20 protein-coding genes are annotated in these 18,932 nt (G+C 68.9%); 16 read left to right on the forward strand and 4 right to left on the reverse strand.

The features are described 5' to 3' along the window. Position 1: 1 nt before the first annotated feature. From uraH to NYO99_RS19525, 7 genes are all read left to right on the forward strand, one after another. A complete protein-coding gene (gene uraH / locus NYO99_RS19495; protein WP_268168961.1) occupies positions 2-355 on the forward strand; it encodes a hydroxyisourate hydrolase in 354 nt (117 codons plus the stop codon). Then, a complete protein-coding gene (gene xdhC, locus NYO99_RS19500) occupies positions 345-1,115 on the forward strand; it encodes a xanthine dehydrogenase accessory protein XdhC (protein ID WP_268168962.1) in 771 nt (256 codons plus the stop codon). The genes uraH and xdhC overlap by 11 nt, the downstream gene beginning before the upstream one ends. A gap of 215 nt (positions 1,116-1,330) precedes the next feature. Further along, complete coding sequence (locus NYO99_RS19505) at positions 1,331-1,834, forward strand: Cache 3/Cache 2 fusion domain-containing protein (protein ID WP_268168963.1); 504 nt, start codon at positions 1,331-1,333, stop codon at positions 1,832-1,834. 50 nt (positions 1,835-1,884) lie between these two features. Further along, positions 1,885-3,426, forward strand: a complete 1,542-nt coding sequence (locus tag NYO99_RS19510) for a methyl-accepting chemotaxis protein (RefSeq protein ID WP_268168964.1) — start codon at positions 1,885-1,887, stop codon at positions 3,424-3,426. Between the two features lie 184 nt (positions 3,427-3,610). Then, positions 3,611-4,801, forward strand: a complete 1,191-nt coding sequence (locus NYO99_RS19515) for a urate hydroxylase PuuD (RefSeq protein ID WP_268168965.1) — start codon at positions 3,611-3,613, stop codon at positions 4,799-4,801. After that, positions 4,798-6,084 carry a glycerate kinase type-2 family protein gene (locus NYO99_RS19520; protein ID WP_268168966.1) on the forward strand — a complete coding sequence of 429 codons (1,287 nt, stop codon included), beginning with the start codon at positions 4,798-4,800 and terminating at the stop codon, positions 6,082-6,084. The genes NYO99_RS19515 and NYO99_RS19520 overlap by 4 nt, the downstream gene beginning before the upstream one ends. Positions 6,085-6,246: 162 nt before the next feature. Further along, the gene (locus NYO99_RS19525; RefSeq protein ID WP_268168967.1) at positions 6,247-7,086 is read left to right on the forward strand and encodes an HDOD domain-containing protein; all 840 of its coding nucleotides are present in this window, start codon (positions 6,247-6,249) and stop codon (positions 7,084-7,086) included. A 28-nt stretch (positions 7,087-7,114) separates the two neighbouring features. On the opposite strand, the gene NYO99_RS19530 is transcribed toward NYO99_RS19525, so the two are convergent. After that, positions 7,115-7,663 (reverse strand): histidine phosphatase family protein, encoded by a 549-nt coding sequence (locus NYO99_RS19530; RefSeq protein ID WP_268168968.1) that lies wholly within the window; start codon positions 7,661-7,663, stop codon positions 7,115-7,117. A gap of 98 nt (positions 7,664-7,761) precedes the next feature. Here NYO99_RS19530 and NYO99_RS19535 point away from each other — a divergent pair, with 98 nt between their 5' ends. From NYO99_RS19535 to NYO99_RS19550, 4 genes are all read left to right on the forward strand, one after another. Continuing rightward, positions 7,762-9,015, forward strand: coding sequence for a lipoprotein-releasing ABC transporter permease subunit (locus NYO99_RS19535; protein WP_268168969.1), 1,254 nt, complete (start codon positions 7,762-7,764; stop codon positions 9,013-9,015). Then, positions 9,008-9,685, forward strand: a complete 678-nt coding sequence (gene lolD, locus NYO99_RS19540) for a lipoprotein-releasing ABC transporter ATP-binding protein LolD (protein WP_268168970.1) — start codon at positions 9,008-9,010, stop codon at positions 9,683-9,685. The genes NYO99_RS19535 and lolD overlap by 8 nt, the downstream gene beginning before the upstream one ends. Next, a complete protein-coding gene (gene purU, locus NYO99_RS19545) occupies positions 9,682-10,539 on the forward strand; it encodes a formyltetrahydrofolate deformylase (RefSeq protein WP_268168971.1) in 858 nt (285 codons plus the stop codon). The genes lolD and purU overlap by 4 nt, the downstream gene beginning before the upstream one ends. Positions 10,540-10,686: 147 nt before the next feature. After that, entirely contained in the window at positions 10,687-11,511 is an 825-nt protein-coding gene (locus NYO99_RS19550; RefSeq protein ID WP_268168972.1) for a TatD family hydrolase, read from the forward strand. Here NYO99_RS19550 and NYO99_RS19555 read toward each other — a convergent pair. Together NYO99_RS19555 and NYO99_RS19560 are read right to left on the reverse strand one after the other, a co-directional pair. Beyond that, entirely contained in the window at positions 11,498-12,319 is an 822-nt protein-coding gene (locus NYO99_RS19555; protein ID WP_268168973.1) for an MOSC domain-containing protein, read from the reverse strand. The genes NYO99_RS19550 and NYO99_RS19555 overlap by 14 nt on opposite strands. Then, positions 12,319-13,128 carry a mechanosensitive ion channel family protein gene (locus NYO99_RS19560; protein ID WP_268168974.1) on the reverse strand — a complete coding sequence of 270 codons (810 nt, stop codon included), beginning with the start codon at positions 13,126-13,128 and terminating at the stop codon, positions 12,319-12,321. The genes NYO99_RS19555 and NYO99_RS19560 overlap by 1 nt, the downstream gene beginning before the upstream one ends. Positions 13,129-13,145: 17 nt before the next feature. Here NYO99_RS19560 and NYO99_RS19565 point away from each other — a divergent pair, with 17 nt between their 5' ends. From NYO99_RS19565 to NYO99_RS19585, 5 genes are all read left to right on the forward strand, one after another. Next, positions 13,146-13,706: a DNA-deoxyinosine glycosylase gene (locus NYO99_RS19565; protein WP_268168975.1), complete on the forward strand. Its 561-nt coding sequence runs from the start codon at positions 13,146-13,148 to the stop codon at positions 13,704-13,706. A gap of 50 nt (positions 13,707-13,756) precedes the next feature. Further along, a complete protein-coding gene (locus NYO99_RS19570; protein ID WP_268168976.1) occupies positions 13,757-14,530 on the forward strand; it encodes a spermine/spermidine synthase domain-containing protein in 774 nt (257 codons plus the stop codon). A gap of 11 nt (positions 14,531-14,541) precedes the next feature. Next, positions 14,542-16,332: a type IV pilus assembly ATPase TfpB gene (tfpB, locus tag NYO99_RS19575; RefSeq protein WP_268168977.1), complete on the forward strand. Its 1,791-nt coding sequence runs from the start codon at positions 14,542-14,544 to the stop codon at positions 16,330-16,332. Between the two features lie 117 nt (positions 16,333-16,449). After that, complete coding sequence (locus NYO99_RS19580) at positions 16,450-16,914, forward strand: tripartite tricarboxylate transporter TctB family protein (RefSeq protein WP_268168978.1); 465 nt, start codon at positions 16,450-16,452, stop codon at positions 16,912-16,914. A gap of 10 nt (positions 16,915-16,924) precedes the next feature. Further along, positions 16,925-18,436, forward strand: coding sequence for a tripartite tricarboxylate transporter permease (locus tag NYO99_RS19585; RefSeq protein ID WP_268168979.1), 1,512 nt, complete (start codon positions 16,925-16,927; stop codon positions 18,434-18,436). Between the two features lie 118 nt (positions 18,437-18,554). On the opposite strand, the gene NYO99_RS19590 is transcribed toward NYO99_RS19585, so the two are convergent. After that, positions 18,555-18,932: hypothetical protein (locus tag NYO99_RS19590; RefSeq protein ID WP_268168980.1), on the reverse strand; the 378-nt coding region annotated here is incomplete at its 5' end.

Raw genomic sequence — 18,932 nt, forward strand, 5'->3', positions numbered from 1 at the left:
AATGGGCAAACTGACAACACATGTGCTGGACACCGCCAACGGCTGCCCGGCGGCGGGCATGGCCGTGCGGCTGTACCGCTTGGAGGCGGATGGCCCCAAATGGCTGCGCAGCCTGCACCTCAACGGGGACGGCCGCGCCGACGGCCCGGTGCTGGAGGGCGCGGCCCTCACGGCCGGCCGCTACCGGCTGGTGTTCGAGCTCGCGGCCTATTTCCGCGCCCGCGGCGACATGCTGCCCGAGCCGGCCTTCCTGGACGAGGTGCCACTGGACTTCGGCATCGCCGACGAGACCTCGCACTACCACGTGCCGCTGCTCGCGTCGCCGTGGAGCTACTCGACCTACCGTGGCAGCTGATGCGCTGATCCTCGTCACGGTGGCCCGCACATCGGGCAGCGTGCCGCGCGAAGTGGGCGCGTGGATGGCGGTCACGCGGGATGGCTTCACCGGCACCGTGGGCGGCGGGCATCTGGAGTTCGACGCCATCGCCCGTGCCCGCGCCGCGTTGGCCGGCGGCGCGCTGGACGATGAGGTGCGTTACCCGCTGGGCCCGGGCCTGGGGCAGTGCTGTGGCGGCGTCGTGTGGCTGCGCTTCGAGCGTGTCGCGGCCGGCGAAGACCTGCAGGCCCGCCTGCCTGCCGGGCCGCTGCGGCCGCTGGCGCTGTTCGGCGCCGGCCATGTGGGCCATGCCATCACCCGCATCGCGCGCGACCTGCCGCTGGCGCTGCACTGGGTGGACAGTCGCGAGGGCGCCTTCCCCGCCGAGCCGCCCCCGGCGCACTGGCGCCAGGAGGCCGTCGACCCGATTGCCGACGCGGTGGCCGATGTGGCCCCCGGGTCCGCCGTGCTGTTGATGAGCTACAGCCATGCCGAGGACTTCAACCTCGTCGCCGCCTGCCTGAAGCGTCAGCGCGAGCGCGGCGACCTGCCCTTCATCGGCCTCATCGGCAGCAAGACGAAGTGGGCGAGCTTCCGACAGCGCCTGGCGGCACGCGGCTTCACGGAAGCGGAGCTCGCACAGGTGGTCTGCCCCATCGGCGTGCCGGGCGTGGCGGGCAAGCAGCCGGCCGTCATCGCGGTGGCGGTGCTGGCGCAGGTGCTGGCCCTGCCGGGTTGAGCGGTCGCTGAACTAGGGGGGCTGTTTGCCTGCGCACGAACGTGCCGGCTGACGAACGCGGCTGCGAACGTTTGCAGTTCGTGACGTAGTGCTTGCAATGCACAGGCTGCCCCGGTCGCACTTGATCTGGATCAACAAGAATCAGTATCGTGAGTTCGCGCTGTTCCGCGCGAATCGATCACCCGGTGTCCAGTTTCTTTGGTGAGGCAATCAGCATGAAAAAAGTTAGCACTCGTTCCTTCCTGGCCGTCGGTCTCTGCGCCGCATTGATGCCGCTGGCTGCCATGGCCAACGACCCCAAGGCCACCATTGCGGAATTGGACGCGCGCCTTGCCAAGCTGGGGGCGGCCAAGGTGGAAGGCACCGAGAAGGCGGGTGACAAGCAGGCGCCGGGCCTGTTCTTCGGCCCGCGCAAGCTCAACAACAACTACGACATCGTCGACGACATCAAGAAGAAGTCGGGCGCCACGGCCACCGTGTTCGTCAAGAGCGGCGATGAGTTCGTGCGCATCTCCACCAACGTGCTGACGCCCGAGGGCAAGCGCGGCGTGGGCACCAACCTGGCCCGCGCCAAGGCCTACGAGGCGGTCGTCAAGGGCCAGAGCTTCTGCGGCGATGTCGACGTGCTCGGCACGCCCTTCAACGCTTGCTACAACCCCATCAAGGATGACAAGGGCGCTGTGATCGGCGTGACCTACGTCGGCTACAAGAAGAACTGATGTCGGCTCAGCGCTGGGGGGCGCGTGGCCTCCGTGAGCGGTTGTCCAGGTTGGCCACCGTTCAAAAGTTGGCGCTGGCCTTCGGCTGGCTGATCCTGCTCACCCTGGTCATCGGGCTTGGCGCCGTGCTGGCGCTGGGCCAGGTGCGAGACGCCTCGAGTGCGCTGGCCTCGCGCTGGCTGCCCACGGCAGGGCATCTGGCCAGTGCGCGCGCCGCGTTGCTGGAGCACCGGGAGTTCGTCGTGAAGCACACGACGGCGGCCGACGCCGGCTACATGGACGAGTACGAGGAGAAGCTCAAGGCGGCCGGCGCGGCCGCCGAGGCGGCACTGCAGGCTCACCAGGCGCTGGTCTTGCCCGGTGAGCACCAGGAACTGCGCGCAGGCTTCGACAAGCTGCTCAAGGAGTACCTGGCGACCACGGCCAAGGTGATCAGCCTGGACAAGTCCGGCAAGCAGGAGGACGGCAAGGAGATCAGCGAAGGGGCCGGCAAGTCCGGGTTCGACGATGCCATCGGCGCGCTGGACAAGATGGCCGCGGCGGCGTTCACGGCCGGTGAGGCGGCCGGCCATGCGTCCGATCAGGTCTACCAGCGGGTGAGACTCATCGCGTTCGTGCTGCTGGCGTTGGCTGTGGGCACAGGGCTGCTGCTGGCCGTGTTGATTGCACGCAGTCTGTCGCGTGACCTGGGCGGCGAGCCGCGCGAGGCGGCCGAGTTGCTGCAGCAGATTGCCTCGGGCGATCTGACCCATGCCGTGCCGGTGCGCCCGGGCGACACCCGCAGCCTGATGGCCAACCTGGCCGACATGCAGGAGCGGCTGATCGGCGTGGTGGATCAGGTGCGCCGCGGCGCCGATAGCGTGGCCACCGCCAGCCAGGAGATCGCGTCCGGCAACATCGACCTGTCCCAGCGCACCGAGTTGCAGGCGGCTGCACTGCAGCGCACGGCCGGCTCCATGGAGCAGCTGCGCCAGCAGGCGCTGGGCAGCGCCGACAACGCGCGCGATGCCAGCGGCGTGGCCAACGCAGCATCTGGCATTGCGGCGCAGGGGGGTGAGGTGGTGAGCGGCGTGGTGTCCACCATGCGCGGCATCTCTCAGAGTTCGTCGCGCATCGCCGAGATCATTGGCGTCATCGACGGCATTGCGTTCCAGACCAACATCCTCGCGCTGAACGCGGCGGTGGAGGCGGCCCGTGCCGGCGAGCAGGGCCGCGGCTTTGCCGTCGTGGCCGGCGAGGTGCGCAGCCTGGCGCAGCGCAGCGCAACGGCGGCCCGTGAGATCAAGCAGCTGATCACCGCCAGCGTCGAGCAGATCCAGCAGGGCTCGTCCCAGGTGGACCGGGCGGGCGCCACGATGCAGGAGGTCGTTGAGGCCATCCAGCGCGTCGACCGCATCGTCACCGAGATCAGCCAGGCCGGCTCGCACCAGGCTCATCAGGTCAATGACATCGGCAAGGCCGTGGGCGAGATGGACCAGACCACCCAGCAGAACGCAGCGCTGGTGGAGGAAAGCGCCGCCGCTGCCGAGAGCCTGCGCACACAGGCTCAGCAGCTGGTGCAGGCGGTGGCCTTCTTCCGACTGAACCGCTGACCCGCCAGGGCAGGGCGACGGCGGTGCCGTCTTCCTGCCTGCAGGCCCCCGCGTCGCGCAGCCGCGACGTGCGCCTGCATACACTCGCGCGCTGTCGCAGCGGTGTCGGGTGCTTCGAGCGCCTGCGGACGCGACCCTGGGGCCCCACAGCACCCGCCGTGGTGGGGCCATGGAGAGACGCGACTTGGAAACCTACCTGCTCGACTGGGCCAACCTGCTGCTGCGCTGGCTGCACGTCATCACCGTCATCGCCTGGATTGGCGCCTCGTTCTACTTCGTCTGGCTGGACAACCACCTCGTCAAGCCGACCGCCGACGACCTCAAGTCCAAGGGTGTGGATGGCGAACTCTGGGCCGTGCACGGCGGCGGCTTCTACAACCCGCAGAAGTACATGGTGGCGCCGGCCAACCTGCCCAAGGACCTGCACTGGTTTTACTGGGAGAGCTACTGGACGTGGATGAGCGGCTTCGCGCTGTTCGTCGTGCTCTACCTGTTCAACGCCAGCCAGATGCTGATCGACCCGCGTGTGTACGCCTGGGGAGCGCCCTGGCAGGCAGTGTGCGCGGCGCTGGGCTTCCTCGTTGTCGGCACGGCGGTGTACGACATCGCCTGCGTGACCCTGGGCCGCACGCGCGACGGCCAGATCGGCAACGATGGCCGCGTGCTGGCCGTGGTGGCCGCCTTCATCGTGTTCGCCAGCTGGCTGGCCTGCCAGCTGTTTGCCGGCCGGGCGGCCTTTCTCATCGTGGGCGCCACCATCGCCACAATGATGACGGCCAACGTGGCGCACTGGATCATCCCGGGCCAGAAGAAGGTCATCGCGCAGATGCGCGCCGGCCAGACGCCCGACCCCATCCATGGCCAGCGCGGCAAGCAGCGCAGCGTGCACAACACTTGGTTCGGCCTGCCGGTGCTGATCGCGATGCTCAGCAACCACTACGGCATGCTGCACCAGCACCCGCACAACTGGGTGGTGCTGTGCGTGCTGATGGCTGCGGGCGTGGCCATACGCCTGTTCTTCGTGAAACGCCACAAGGGCGTCAACAGCTGGGGCGCCGTGGTGCTGGCGCTGGCGTTGCTGGCCGGCCTGGTGGTGTGGATGGCGCCTGCGGCGCAGCCCGCCAACGCCAGTGGCGCCGCGTCCGCGCCGGTCACGCTGGCCCAGGTGCAGGCCATTGCAGGCCAGCGCTGCGTAGCCTGCCATGCCGGTGAGGCCGCGCAGAAGGGTGTGCGGCTGGACTCGGCCGAGGCGCTGCTCGCCCACCGGGCGGCCATCTATCAGCAGGTGCAGGTGCAGCGCCTCATGCCGCTGAACAACGCCACCGGCATGACCGACGAGGAGCGTGCGCTGATGGGCCGCTGGGCCAAGCCATGACGACCGACCCGCGCGCGCTGCTGCGCCAGCTCTACGACGCCGCCGTGGCCCGTGCGCTGCCGGCACGCACGCTGGCGGCCCAACTGCCGCCGCCCCCGCCGGGGCGGACCGTGGTGCTGGGCGCCGGCAAGGCCGGCGGCGCGATGCTGCAGGCGCTGGAGGCCGCCTGGCCCGCCGAGGCGCCGCTGTCCGGCCTGGTGATCACGCGCTACGGCCATGTGCCGCCGGGCTGGCGGCCGCGCCGCGTGGAGCTTGTCGAGGCGGCACACCCCGTGCCCGATGCCGCCGGCCAGGCCGCCACGGCCCGGCTGCTGGCGCTGACGCAGGAGCTGACGGCAGACGACCTCGTCATCTGCCTGATCTCCGGTGGCGGCTCGGCGCTGCTCAGCCAGCCCGCAGCCGGGCTGACGCTGGCCGACAAGCAGGCCGTCAACCGCGCGCTGCTGCTGAGCGGCGCGGGCATTGCCGAGATGAACTGCGTGCGCAAGCACCTGTCCGCTATCAAGGGCGGCCGGCTTGCGGCGGCCTGCGCGCCGGCCCGCGTGCTGACGCTGGCCATCAGCGATGTGCCGGGGGACGACCCGGCCGTCATCGCCTCCGGCCCCACCGTGGCCGACGCCAGCACCTGCGCCGACGCGCTGGCCATCTGCCGCCGTTACCGCATCCACCTGCCCGAGGCCGCGCGCCTGGGGCTGGAGCAGGGCGCGTTCGAGACCCCCAAGCCCGGCGACCCGCGCCTAGACGGCCACGCGCTGACAATGCTGGCCACACCGCAACTGAGCCTGGAGGCGGCTGCCGCGCTGGCGCGCGAGCACGGCCTGGCGGCCCACATCCTCAGCGACGACATCGAGGGCGAGTCCCGCGTCGTCGGCGGCGTGCATGCCGCGCTGGCGCGGGCCGTCGCGCGGCGTGGCCAGCCGTTCGCGGCGCCGTGCGTGATCCTGTCCGGCGGCGAGACCACGGTCACCGTCGACCCCGCACGGCCCGCCGGTCGCGGCGGCCGTGCCACCGAGTTCCTGCTGGGCTGTGCGCTGGCGCTGCAGGGCGAGCCGCGTGTGTGGGCGCTGGCGGCCGACACCGATGGCATCGACGGCGTGGGCCCGCATGCCGGCGCGCTGCTCACGCCCAGCAGCCTGGCCCGCGCCCGCGCGCTGGGGCTGAACCCGCAGGCACTGCTTGACGCCCACGACAGCGCCGGCTTCTTCGCGCCGCTCGGCGACCTGCTGGACGTGGGCCCGAGCTTCACCAACGTGAACGACTTCCGCGCGCTGCTGGTGCTGTAGTCCAACTGGCCGGCGCGGCTGGCAGCGTGCCGCCGCATCGCGTTGCCGGACTAGGGTTTGCACGTGCTGCAGCTTTTCGGGTCAGCGTGACCTATTGCCGTCGCGCCGGTCGGCCCGCAGTCCTAGACTGGGTCGCACCTTTTTCCGACCCAGGAGCCTGCGATGACCGCCGCCGTCGAGCATTTCTTCGCCAAAGCCAACGCCCTGCCCACCATGCCCGAGGTGGCCTCCCGGCTGCTCAAGAGTTTTGACGACGACAACGTCGGTCTGGCGCAGATCGCCTCGCTGATCGAGAAGGACCCGGCCCTGGCTGCCAAGGTGCTGCGGCTGGCCAACTCGGCGCACTACAGCCCGTCACGCCAGGTGAGCAGTGTCATGGACGCCGCCCACGCGCTGGGCATGGAGACCTTGCGCAACCTGAGCATGGCCGCCTGCCTGAGCGGCGCCTTTCCCAAGGTGCAAGGGCTGGACCGCACCAAGTTCTGGCGCCACAGCGTGGCCACCGCCAACTACTCGCGCATCCTGGCGCGCATGCTGGGCACGGACGGCAGCATCAGCGACACCGCCTACCTGGCTGGGCTGATGCTGCGCACGGGCCAGTTGTTAATGGCGGCCGACGCGCCTGATCAGGTGCAGGACGTGGAGGATCACGCCACCGAGCCGGGCAGCCGTTTCTCGCTGGAGGAGCATCGCTTCGGCTGCACGCATGCCGATGTGACGGCGTCGCTGGCCTCGCGCTGGCACTTCCCGGATCGCATGGTGGAGGCGTTCAAGGACGCCAGCACGCCGCTGGAGATCCGCCCGTTCTCACTGATTGCCGGCGTGTTGCACGTTGCTGAGGTGTTGGCGGACGCCGCCGAGGTGCAGGACGAGCCGGTGCATGCGTTGGAGGTGGCCGTGCCCGACCTCGTCGAGCACCTGCACCTGGACCTGGACATGCTCGCCGCCAAGGTGGCTGCTGCGGGCGACCCGGCGGCCGAGGTGGAGCAGCTGCTGCACTGACAGGCGCCGGGGCGCTCGCTCCGGCGCGCTACAGGCAGCCGGCCTCGGGCGGGGCGGCGCTCGGCGCGCCGTAGCTCAGTTGCGCCCAGCGCAATGGCGCGGCCGCCGGCTGCAGCACGAAGGCGTGATGGAAGCTGGTCTCGCACAACTCGCGCAGCGCCGGCCCGCCCAGTGCGGCCAGCAGCGGGGTCACTGTGTTGCTGTGGCCCACCACCAGCACCGTGCCGGTCAGGGCGCGCACGGCGTCCGCGACGGCCTGCACATGGCCCGGCATGTCGCCACGGCGGGTCTCGATGACTTGCGGCTGCAGGCCCAGCGCTTGTGCCAGCGGCGCGGCCGTGGCCCGTGTGCGCTGGTATTGCGTCGTCACGATGGCGTTGACGCGCAGGCCCGCTACGGCCTGGGCCAAGGCGTGTGCCCGCTGCTCGCCGGCGGGTGACAGCGCCGGGTCGCTGCCGCCCTCGGCCGCCTTTTCGGCGTGGCGCACGACGATGACCAGATCGGGCACGGCCCCCGCGGTCCCGGCCAGACAGGTGGCCAGCAGGCCGACTGCCGACAGCAAGGGCAAGCGCTTCATCGCAACTCCTGAAGCCCGGGAACCGGGGTGACGGGCATTCTCTGCGGAGTGGGCCAGTTACCATCCCGGCCCCATGCCTGCTGCCATCGCCCCGCCCCATGCCCTCGCCGTTTGAACTCCAGGTCGGCTGGCGCTACGTGCGCGCCGGCCGCGGTGGCCGGCGCAACGCCTTCATCAGCTTCATCTCCGGCGCTTCGATGGTGGGCATCGCGCTCGGCGTGATGGCGTTGATCGTCGTGCTCTCGGTCATGAATGGCTTCCAGAAGGAAGTGCGCGACCGCATGCTCAACGTCATCGCGCACGTCGAACTGCTGAACTACTCCGGCCAGGCGCTGCCCGACTGGCAGGCCACCGCGGCCCAGGCGCGCCAGAACCCGGCCGTGATCGGCGCGGCCCCCTTCATCGCCAACCAGAGCCTGATCGCCCGCGGCGAGGACATGCGCGGCACCGTCATCCGCGGCATCGCGCCGGCCGAGGAGGCCACCGTCACCGGCCTGGGCGCGCAGCTCAAGGACACCTACGCCAAGCTTGCTCCCGGTGCCTGGAACATCGTGCTGGGTGCCGAGCTGGCCCGCCAGCTGAACGTGGGCGAGGGCGACAAGATCACCGTCGTCGCTCCCGGCGGCCAGGTCACGCCGGCCGGCGTTGTGCCGCGGCTGAAGAGCTTCAACATCGTGGGTGTCTTCCACTCCGGCCACTACGAGTACGACGCGGGCCTGGCGCTGGTGCATGTGGACGACGCGGCCAAGCTGTTCCGCACCGAAGGCCCGACCGGCGTGCAGCTGAAGCTGCGCGACGTGCACGACGCCCGCCGCGTGGCCGCCGAGCTGGCCGGCCAGATGGGCCCGGACATCCTCGTGCGCGACTGGACCCGCTCCAACGCGACCTGGTTCGACGCCGTGCAGATCGAGAAACGCATGATGAGCATCGTGCTGACGCTCATCGTCGCCGTCGCGGCCTTCAACCTCGTGTCCACGCTGGTGATGACGGTGACCGACAAGCAGAGCGACATCGCCATCCTGCGCACGCTGGGCGCCAGCCCGCGCTCGGTGATGGGCATCTTCATCGTGCAGGGCGCGGCGTCCGGGATCATCGGCACGCTGGCCGGCGTGGTGCTGGGGCTGCTGCTCGCCTTCAACATCGACGTCATCGTGCCCGCCATCGAGCAACTGCTGAACGTCAGCTTCCTGCCGGGCAGCATCTACCTGATCAGCCAGATGCCCAGTGACCCGCAGAGCGGCGACATCGTCCCCATCGCCATCGGCTCGCTGAGCCTGGCCTTCCTCGCCACGCTCTACCCGAGCTGGCGCGCCAGCCGCGTGCAGCCGGCGGAGGCGCTGCGCTATGAGTGATGCCGTGATCCAGGCCACCGGCCTGACCCGCCGCTTCAAGGAAGGCGAGCTGGACGTGACCGTGCTGCGCGGCGTGGACCTGACGGTGCGCCGTGGCGAGACCGTGGCCATCATCGGCGCCTCGGGCTCGGGCAAGTCCACGCTGCTGCACCTGCTGGGCGGGCTGGACCAGCCCACCACCGGCAGCGTCACGCTGAAGGGGCAGTCCTTCGCGTCCATGGATGAAGCCGAGCGCGGCCGCTGGCGCAACCAGCACCTGGGCTTCGTCTACCAGTTCCACCACCTGCTGCCCGAGTTCTCGGCGCTGGACAACGTGGCCATGCCGCTGCGCATCCGCCGCCAGACCCCGGCGCAGGCGCGCGAGGTGGCCGCCGAGATGCTGGCCCGCGTGGGCCTGCAGGACCGCGTGCAGCACCGCCCGGCGGAGCTCTCCGGCGGCGAGCGCCAGCGCGTGGCCATCGCCCGCGCGCTCGTCACGCGCCCGGCCTGTGTGCTGGCCGACGAGCCCACCGGCAACCTCGACCGCGACACCGCCGACGCCGTGTTCGCGCTGATGCTCGAACGTGCCCGCGAGTTGGGCACGGCGTTTGTCCTCGTCACCCACGACCGCGACCTGGCGGCACGCTGCGACCGGCAGCTGCACCTGGTCAAGGGCCAATTCCAGTCATGACCGCTCCTCGCTTCGTTCTCAAGCTTTCCTGCCCCGACCGCGCCGGCATCGTGCACGCCGTCACCGGCGTGCTGCTGCAGCAGGGCGGCAACATCATCACGTCGCACCAGCACGGCGATGCGGACCACCAGCGCTTCTTCATGCGCATCGAGTTCGAGGCCAGCGCCGATGAGGCCGCGCTGCAGGCCGCGTTCGCGCCGCTGGCCGGCGAGTTCGGCATGGACTGGGAACTCGTCGCCCGCGCCCGCAAGACCCGCGTGCTGCTGCTGGTGTCCAAGCTGGGCCATTGCCTGAACGACCTGCTGTTCCGCGTGCAGACGGGGCATTTGCCGATCGAGATCCCGGCCATCGTGTCCAACCACCGCGACTTCTATCAGCTCGCGGCGTCGCACAACATTCCGTTCCACCACTTCCCGCTGCTGGGCGGCACGGACGCGCAGAAGGCCGCGCAGGAAGCCAAGATCCGCGAGGTCATCGCCGAGAACAAGATCGACCTCGTCGTGCTGGCGCGCTACATGCAGATCCTGTCGCCCGAGCTGTGCCGCGACCTGTCGGGCCGCGCGATCAACATCCACCATAGCTTTCTGCCCAGCTTCAAGGGCGCCAAGCCTTATCACCAGGCCTACGAGCGGGGCGTGAAGCTCATTGGCGCCACGGCGCACTATGTGACCAGCGATCTTGACGAGGGCCCCATCATCGAGCAGGAAGTGGCGCGCATCGACCACAGCATGCCGCCCGAGCAGCTTGTGGGCATCGGCCGTGACATGGAATGCGTGGCGCTGGCGCGGGCCATCCAGTGGCATGCGGAGCACCGCGTGCTGCTGAACGGCAACCGGACGGTTGTCTTCCGATAGGCCAGTGAGACGCCGCCTCGTTCTGCTCAGCCTGCTGCTGGCAGCGGTCGCGGCGGCGTACCCGGCGTGGTGCTGGGTGCAACAGGATCGCTGCTTGGACGCAGGCGGGCGCTGGCTGGCGGAACGGCGCACCTGCGAGTTCTAGCCATGTGGATCGACACCCACTGCCACCTCGACGCGGCCGAGTTCGACGCTGACCGTGACGCTGTCGTCGGGCGCGCCCGGGCTGCGGGCGTCTCGCAGATCGTCATCCCCGCCGTCGTGGCCAACAATCTGGCGCGCGTGCGCGAGCTAGCGCATCAGCACGACTTCAGCTACGCGCTGGGCATCCATCCGCTTTACGTGATGAACGCCGGCCCCGGCGACCTGGACCGCGTGGCCGAGGCGCTGACGCAGCACCGGGACGACCCGCGGCTGGTCGCCGTCGGCGAGATCGGCCTGGACTATTTCGTCGCCGGCCTCGACGCCGCCACCCAGCAGCATTTCTACGTCGAGCAGCTCAAGCTCGCCAAGCGTGCCGGCCTGCCAGTGCTGCTGCATGTGCGCCGCAGTGCGGACCAGTTGCTGTCCGGCCTGCGCCGCGTGGGTTTCACACATGGCGGCATCGCCCATGCGTTCAACGGCAGCGAGCAGCAGGCGCAGGCCTTCATCGACCTCGGATTCAAGCTGGGCTTTGGCGGCACGCTGACTTTCGAGCGTTCGCTGCAGATCCGCCGCCTCGCGGCGACGGTGCCCGAGGCGGCCCTGGTCATGGAGACTGACGCGCCGGACATCCCGCCGCAGTGGCTCTACCGGACGGCCGCCGAGCGCGAGGCGAGTCCCGGGCAGGGGCGCAACGAGCCGGGCGAACTCCCGCGCATCGCCGTCAGCCTGGCCGCAGCGCGCGGCTGGACGCCGGAACAGACCGCCGCCGTGACGAGCGCCAACGCCGCCCAGGCCTTGCCCCGGCTGGCCGGGCTCAGCCGGCGCTGAAATCGAGGCTCAGCGCCACGCGGTCGCCCACGCGCAGCGTGCCGGCGCCGCGGCCCCGCGCATAGATGCCGAACTGCACCGGCGCGCCCGGCGCGCGTTCGGCACTGAGCCGCACCAGCGCGTCCATCGCCGGTGGCTGAGGCTCGGCGGTGGCCGGGTCCACGGTGGGCATCACGCAGCGCACGCAGACGCTCGTGCGGTCCAGCGTCAGCGCGCCGATGCGGGCCTGGGTCATCAGGTCCTCGATGAAGGGCGGCAGGTCGCCATCGGCGGCGGCGGTCAGCACGATGTTGGGCCGTGCGCGTTGCGCCGCGTAGGCCAGGGGTTGGGTCGTGGCGTCGCGCCAGGCTTGCAGCGAGGCATCACTCACGAGATGCAGCGCGTTCAGCAGGGGCCGGCGCTGTGTGTCGTGGCTCAGCCGCACAAGGCGCAGCGGCTCACCGGTGGTGGCGCGCAGCAGCGCGGCGGCGGCATCGCCCGCATCCCAGGCCTGGATCGCGTCGAAGCCCTTGATCCCATCGTTCCACGCATTGACGGTGACGGCGTCACCGCCGTCCACGGGCAGCGTCAGCGTGTGGGCGTCGGCCCGCAGCGTGAGACCGCCATCGGCGAGCGATGCGTGGACCCACGCCAGCCGCGGGAAGGCGCCCATCCACGTCAGCTCGCCGTCGCCATTGACGATGCCCCAGCCGCGGTCGCCCACGGGCCAGCCCTCGGCGTCGAGTGCCAGCGTGTCGACGGCTTCACCGGCGCAGGACTTCACCGGATAGCGCCACAGCGCGCTGATGCAGGCGGTGAGGTCGCTCATCAGCGGTTCCGGGGGGTGATGGGCGTCTCCGGCACCGGATAGCCCGCCGCACCGAAGGTCGCGACGACCGCCTTGTGCGTGTCGAAGTAGACCTGCCAGTAGTGGTCGGTGTGGCAGTAGGGGCGCACGCACAGCAGCGGACCTTCGGGCGTGAACTGCAGGATCTCGATGTCGGGCGCGGGCGTGGCCATCACGTTGGGGATGGCGGCGATGGCCGGGCGCAGCCGGGCGATGGCGTCCAGCGGGTCGACGCTGTTGGCCACTTTGGCCGTGCAGTCCACACGCCGGTGCGGCAGCGTGGAGTAGTTCTGGATGGAGCTGCTGAAGACGGCGTTGTTGCCGACGATGGTGTGCACGTTGTCGGGGCTGGTGATGGTCGTGCCGAACAAGCCGATCTCGGTGACGGTACCGGTCACCCCGCCGGCCTGCACAAAGTCGCCGACCTTGAAGGGCCGCAGCACCTGCATGAAGACGCCGGCCGCAAAGTGCGTCAGCAGCCCGCCCCAGGCGGTGCCGATGGCCAGGCCCGCGCCGGCCAGCAGTGCGGCAAACGACGTCGTCTTGACGCCGAAGATGTCCAGGATGGACAGGATCAACACGATGTTCAGCAGCACGCTGAGAATGGAGCGCAGGTAGGTGACCAGCGTCGAGTCGATGTGCTTGCCGCGCAGCAGCGCGGCCGAGAACAGCCGCAGCGCCAGCGAGATGAGCCAGCGCCCCACGACCCAGGCGGCAATCGCCGCCAGCACCTTGAGGCCGAAGTCGACGCCCTGGGTGCTGAGAAACTGCCACACGGCTTCGGTGTTCATCATGTCGAGTGCTCCCGTTGAAACGTTGCTTATCCTCTCAGCCGCCCGCGGCGGTCGCCAATCCCGCAAACCCCGAGCCTGAGCGGCGCCTCGTCGGCCTGGCGCCGGTGTTTGACGCGCGGGCGCGGCTGTTGGTGCTGGGCAGCTTTCCCGGTGCGGCGTCGCTGCAGGCGGCGCAGTACTACGCCCATCCGCGCAACGCGTTCTGGCCGGTCATGGCGGCGTTGACGGGCGACGCGAGCCTGGCCGCGCGCCCGTATGCCGAGCGCTTGCAGGCGCTGCGCGAACACCGCATCGCGCTGTGGGACGCCGTGGCCGCCTGCCGCCGCGAGGGCAGCCTGGACGCGGCCATCCAGGCCGCCGAGCCCAGCGACCTGCGCGAGTTGGTGGCGCGGCTGCCGTCGCTGCGCGCCATCGCCTGCAACGGCGCGCTGGCGCACAAGCAGACGCTGCTGGCGCTGGGCGAGGTGACGCTGCCGGTGCTGCGTCTGCCGTCCACCAGCCCCGCCCACGCCGGCCAGAGCCAGGCGAGCAAGGTCGCCGCCTGGGTGGCAGCCGTCCAGCTTTACCTGTCGTAGCGAGGTCAAGGGCCACCAGGGCCGCCGCCTTGGCCTAGGATGCGCCGCCAATGACAACCAAGACACCGACCTGGGGCCCTGCCACGCTGAGCGAGTTTGACGGCGTGCGTTTCCTGCATCTGGACTCGATCTGGGTGCAGGGCGCGATGCGCATCCGCAAGCCCGATCAGCTGGAACTCGAGTACATCCAGCGCATGTGCGCCTGGATGCTGTGGCGCGACGAGGCTTCGCTGGGCGAGGGCCACGCTGTGCAGCTGGGCCTGGGCGCAGCGGCGCTGACGCGCTTCTGCCACGGCCAGCTGAAGATGCGCACGACGGCCGTCGAGATCAACCCGGAGGTCATCGCCGCCTGTCGGCAGTGGTTTCGCCTGCCGGTCAACGACGCACGGTTGAACGTCGTCAACGCGGACGCCGGCCGCTGGGTGGCCGACGACGCCCACCTGCAGACGGCGGACGTGCTCAACGTGGATCTCTACGACCACGATGCCGCATCGCCCGTGCTGGACAGCGAGGACTTCTACGCCGGCTGCCGCAGCGTGCTGGCCGACGGCGGCCTGATGACGGTGAACCTGTTCGGCCGCAGCGCCAGCTTTGCGCGCAGCGCGCAGCGCATCGCGCGCGCCTTTGGGTCTGATCAGGTCTGGAGCCTGGCGCCGACGAAGGAGGGCAATACCGTCGTCGTTGCCGCCCGTGGCGTGACGGTGCCCGACCGCGAGGTGCTGGAGCAGCGCGCGGCTACCATCGAATCGCGCTTCAAGCTGCCGGCCCGCAAGTGGCTGCGCCTGGTGAGGCCGCTGCCCATGAGCATCATCCAAGCGCTTTGACGACCGAACCGATGACCTCCAAGACGAAACCTGCCGCTGCTGCTTTGTCGTCCGCCAAGCCGGAGGGCCGCCTGGAGTGGCGCCAGCTGCTGAAATGGCTGCTGCGCGACGGCCTCATCGACGAGGCGCAGGCGCAGCGCACCGAACAGCGTTTTGCGGCGGGTGACAGTTCGCTGCACCCGCTGGTGCGCCTGGGTCATGCCGGGTTGGTGCGCCTGGCGACGGGCAAGCCGCTGGACGTGGAGGCGCTGTCCGAGTGGCTGGCCACACGCGTGGGCATGCCCTATCTGCGCATCGACCCGCTGAAGGTCGACGTGGGCCGCGTGGGCGACGTGATGTCCATCGGCTATGCCGAGGCCAAGCGCTGCCTGCCGGTCCAGTTCGGCGTCAACGACGTGACCATCGCGACGTCCGAGCCCTTCGACACCGGCTGGGTGGCGCAGATCGAGTCGCATGTGCGCAAGCCCATCAAGCTGGTCATCGCCAACCCGCTGGACATCGCGCGCTACACGACCGAGTTCTTCACGCTGGCCCGCTCTGTGCGGCAGGCCGCCAAGGCCGGCGAGCAGAGCCAGGTGGCCAGCTTCGAGCAGCTCGTCGAGCTGGGCAAGAGCAACAAGCAGCTGGACGCCAACGACCAGGGCGTCGTGCAGGTGGTGGACTGGTTGTGGCAATACGCCTTCGACCAGCGCGCGAGCGACATCCACCTGGAGCCGCGCCGCGACATGGGCGTCATCCGCTTCCGCATCGACGGGGTGCTGCACACGGTCTATCAGTTGCCGCCCACCGTCATGTCGGCCATGACCTCGCGCATCAAGCTGCTGGGGCGCATGGATGTCGTCGAGAAGCGCCGCCCGCTGGACGGCCGCATCAAGACGCGCAACCCGGCCGGTGACGAAGTGGAAATGCGGCTGTCCACGCTGCCCACCGCGTTCGGCGAGAAGATGGTCATGCGCATCTTCGACCCCGACACGGCGGTCAAGGACCTGGCCTCGCTGGGTTTCGGCCAGCACGACTCCGACCGCTGGGAAGGCTTGGTCAAGCAGCCGCACGGCATCATCCTCGTGACCGGCCCGACAGGTTCTGGCAAGACGACGACGCTGTACTCCACGCTGAAGCGCCTGGCCACCGACGAGGTCAATGTCACGACCATCGAAGACCCGATCGAGATGATCGAGCCGGCGTTCAACCAGACGCAGGTGCAGAACGTGCTGGACTTCGGGTTCGCGGAAGGGCTGCGCGCGCTGATGCGGCAGGACCCGGACATCATCATGGTCGGCGAGATCCGCGACCTGGAGACGGCCGAGATGGCGATTCAGGCCGCGCTGACGGGGCACCTCGTGTTCAGCACGCTGCACACCAACGACTCGGTGTCGGCCATCACGCGCCTGCTGGACCTGGGCGTGCCGAGCTACCTGCTCAGCGCCACCATCATCGGCGTGCTCGCGCAGCGCCTGGTGCGCACGCTGTGCCCGCACTGCAAGCAGCCTGATCCCACCGTCACGCGTGAGAGCCTGAACGAGCTGGTCAAACACTGGCGCCTCGGTGGCGGCGTGAAACCCTACAAGCCGGTGGGGTGCCTGGAATGCCGCAACACCGGGTTCCGCGGGCGTGCCGGGCTGTATGAGCTGCTGACGGTGACCGAGGGCGTCAAGTCCACGTTGGCCGACCTCGGCGCGCTGCGCCGGCAGGCCGTGCAGGAAGGCCTGCGCCCGCTGCGGCTGGCGGGTGCGATGAAGGTGGCCGAGGGGGTGACGACCGTCGAGGAAGTGCTGCGCAGCACACCCGCGTGGGAAGGCTGAGCGCCACTGCGGCTCGGCGGGCTGATTACGTGTAATCCACAGCGCTGTGCCTGAGCTCGGCTGACAGAATTCCGCGACAACAGGACGCGCGCCCCTGCGCGTTGGAGACAACAAGCAATGAAGATCAAGAGCCAGCGCGACTTCTGGTCCGGGCTGATGTTCCTCGGCATAGGCGTTGCCTTTGCCTGGGGCGCGACGGAATACTCTTTTGGCACATCGGCCCGCCCCGGGCCGGGCTACTTCCCGTTCGGTCTCGGCATCCTGCTGGCCCTGATGGGCGGCCTGGTGCTGTTCAAGGCGTTGACGCTGGAGTCCGAGGGCGGTGACCCCATTGGCGACATCGCTTGGCGGCCGCTGTTGGTCATCATCCTGGCCATCGTCGTGTTCGGTCTCGCTTTGCCGCGACTGGGCATGGCCATCACGCTGCCGATCACGATCTTGCTGGCGTCGTTGGCGGGGCGTGAGTTCCAACTGCGCGACGTGCTGCTCAGCAGTGTCGTGCTGACCGTGGGCAGCTGGGCCCTGTTCATCGTGGGCCTGAAGCTGACCATTCCGCTCTGGCCCGTCGTCATCACTGGCTGAGGCGCACAACATGGATTTGCTGAACAACCTCGCGCTCGGCTTCGGCACGGCGCTGACGCTGCAGAACCTGCTGTACGCCTTCTTCGGGTGCGTGCTGGGCACGCTGATCGGTGTGCTGCCCGGCCTGGGCCCGGTTGCCACCATCGCGATGCTGCTGCCGTCCATCTACGCGCTGGACGCCACGCCGGCGCTCATCATGCTGGCGGGCATCTACTACGGTGCACAGTACGGCGGCTCGACCACGGCCATCCTGATCAATGTGCCGGGTGAGTCCAGCTCCGTTGTGACGGCGATCGACGGCTACCAGATGGCGCGTCGCGGCCGCGCGGGCTCCGCGCTGGCGGCTGCGGGCCTGGGCAGCTTCTTCGCTGGCTGCGTGGGCACCATCATCATTGCCGCCTTCGCGCCGCCCCTGACCGAGTTGGCCTTCCAGTTCGGGTCTGCCGAGTACTTCTCGCTCATGGTGCTGGGCCTGGTGGGCGCGGTGGTGCTGGCCTCGGGCTCGTTGGTGAAGGCCATCGCGATGATCGTGCTGGGTCTGCTGCTCGGGCAGATCAACACCGACGTCATCACTGGCACGGCGCGCTTCTCGTTCGACATTCCCGAACTGACGGACGGCATCGGCTTCGTCGTCATTGCCATGGGCGTTTTCGGCTTCGGCGAGATCATTGCGAACCTGGGACAGCCTGCGGAGCAGCGCGAGGTGTTCACCAAGGAAGTCAAGGGCCTGTGGCCCACCAAGGAAGACTTCCAGGACGCCTGGCCGTCCGTGCTGCGTGGCACCGCCCTCGGCTCCGTGCTCGGCGTGCTGCCGGGCGGCGGCGCGCTGCTTGCCGCGTTCGCTGCGTACACGCTGGAAAAGAAGATCAACCGCAACCCCCGCGTGCCGTTCGGCAAGGGTGCGATCCAGGGTGTCGCCGGTCCAGAGAGCGCCAACAACGCGGGCGCCCAGACCAGCTTCATCCCGATGCTGACGCTGGGCATCCCGCCCAATGCCGTGATGGCGTTGATGGTGGGCGCGATGACCATCAAGGGCATTCAGCCGGGGCCGCAGGTCATGACGGGCAACCCCGAGCTGTTCTGGGGGCTGATCGCGTCGATGTGGATCGGCAACCTGATGCTGATCGTGTTGAATCTGCCGCTGATCGGCATCTGGATCAAGCTGCTGACGGTGCCCTACCGCTTCTTGTTCCCGGCGATCGTTGTGTTCTGCTGCATCGGCACGTACTCGCTGAACAACAACAACTTCGACGTCTTCATGACGGCAGGCTTCGCGCTGCTGGGCTACATCTTCTACAAGCTGAGCTGCGAACCCGCACCGCTGCTCCTGGGCTTCATCCTGGGCCCCATGATGGAAGAGAACCTTCGCCGGGCGCTGCTGCTGGCGCGAGGGGACTGGAGCACGTTCTTCACCCGCCCGCTGTCCGCCGGCCTGCTGATCGCTGCGACCCTAATGATCGTGGTTGTGATGCTGCCGTCCATCAAGAACAAGCGCGAGGAAGCTTTCCAAGAGGAAGGCTGATCCAAGGCTGTTGGTATCGAATGGGCCCGGACTGCCAACGCAGCCGGGCCTTTTTTCATTGAGAACGTGCGCCGAGGCGAGAGCAATGACGTGTTGGCGTGATTGCTCGATCCAGTGTTCACTGGTTGGTTTGCGGGTCAGCTGAGGAGCAGGCGCCGAGGCTCAGCGCATGACCTGCAGTACTCACAACGGAGGCGTGCGTGCGCGGTGCCGATAGTCTGTGGAGCGAGCGTGCATTGGTCATTCCGCCTGGCCTGCTGCGCTCGCCGAAGGCGCACAACGCAATCTTCAACAAAGTCTTGCGCGCCGCTAAAAATCTGTGCCACAATAGCAGGCTTCGCTGCTCACAACTGGTTTTGTTGCTGGGAAGCGTAGGGGTCGAGAGGCCTGGTGTGTTTGACTCAGTTGAGTGCTTGAAAAAAGTTTTCAAAAGCACTTGACGAAGTCGAAAAGACAGATCAAAATCTCGCCTCTTTGCTGATGAATGCAGAAATCT

Origin of the sequence: Roseateles hydrophilus (assembly GCF_026712245.1) — a bacterium.
Lineage (GTDB): Bacteria > Pseudomonadota > Gammaproteobacteria > Burkholderiales > Burkholderiaceae_C > Pelomonas > Pelomonas hydrophilus.

What these genes read in the sequence shown, in the direction of transcription:
- uraH (WP_268168961.1), top strand. Translation starts at nt 2, where the DNA reads ATGGGCAAACTGACAACACATGTGCTGGACACCGCCAACGGCTGCCCG.
- NYO99_RS19505 (WP_268168963.1), top strand. Translation starts at nt 1,331, where the DNA reads ATGAAAAAAGTTAGCACTCGTTCCTTCCTGGCCGTCGGTCTCTGCGCC.
- NYO99_RS19520 (WP_268168966.1), top strand. Translation starts at nt 4,798, where the DNA reads ATGACGACCGACCCGCGCGCGCTGCTGCGCCAGCTCTACGACGCCGCC.
- NYO99_RS19525 (WP_268168967.1), top strand. Translation starts at nt 6,247, where the DNA reads ATGACCGCCGCCGTCGAGCATTTCTTCGCCAAAGCCAACGCCCTGCCC.
- NYO99_RS19530 (WP_268168968.1), bottom strand. Translation starts at nt 7,663, where the DNA reads ATGAAGCGCTTGCCCTTGCTGTCGGCAGTCGGCCTGCTGGCCACCTGT.
- NYO99_RS19535 (WP_268168969.1), top strand. Translation starts at nt 7,762, where the DNA reads ATGCCCTCGCCGTTTGAACTCCAGGTCGGCTGGCGCTACGTGCGCGCC.
- lolD (WP_268168970.1), top strand. Translation starts at nt 9,008, where the DNA reads ATGAGTGATGCCGTGATCCAGGCCACCGGCCTGACCCGCCGCTTCAAG.
- purU (WP_268168971.1), top strand. Translation starts at nt 9,682, where the DNA reads ATGACCGCTCCTCGCTTCGTTCTCAAGCTTTCCTGCCCCGACCGCGCC.
- NYO99_RS19550 (WP_268168972.1), top strand. Translation starts at nt 10,687, where the DNA reads ATGTGGATCGACACCCACTGCCACCTCGACGCGGCCGAGTTCGACGCT.
- NYO99_RS19555 (WP_268168973.1), bottom strand. Translation starts at nt 12,319, where the DNA reads ATGAGCGACCTCACCGCCTGCATCAGCGCGCTGTGGCGCTATCCGGTG.
- NYO99_RS19560 (WP_268168974.1), bottom strand. Translation starts at nt 13,128, where the DNA reads ATGAACACCGAAGCCGTGTGGCAGTTTCTCAGCACCCAGGGCGTCGAC.
- NYO99_RS19570 (WP_268168976.1), top strand. Translation starts at nt 13,757, where the DNA reads ATGACAACCAAGACACCGACCTGGGGCCCTGCCACGCTGAGCGAGTTT.
- tfpB (WP_268168977.1), top strand. Translation starts at nt 14,542, where the DNA reads ATGACCTCCAAGACGAAACCTGCCGCTGCTGCTTTGTCGTCCGCCAAG.
- NYO99_RS19580 (WP_268168978.1), top strand. Translation starts at nt 16,450, where the DNA reads ATGAAGATCAAGAGCCAGCGCGACTTCTGGTCCGGGCTGATGTTCCTC.
- NYO99_RS19585 (WP_268168979.1), top strand. Translation starts at nt 16,925, where the DNA reads ATGGATTTGCTGAACAACCTCGCGCTCGGCTTCGGCACGGCGCTGACG.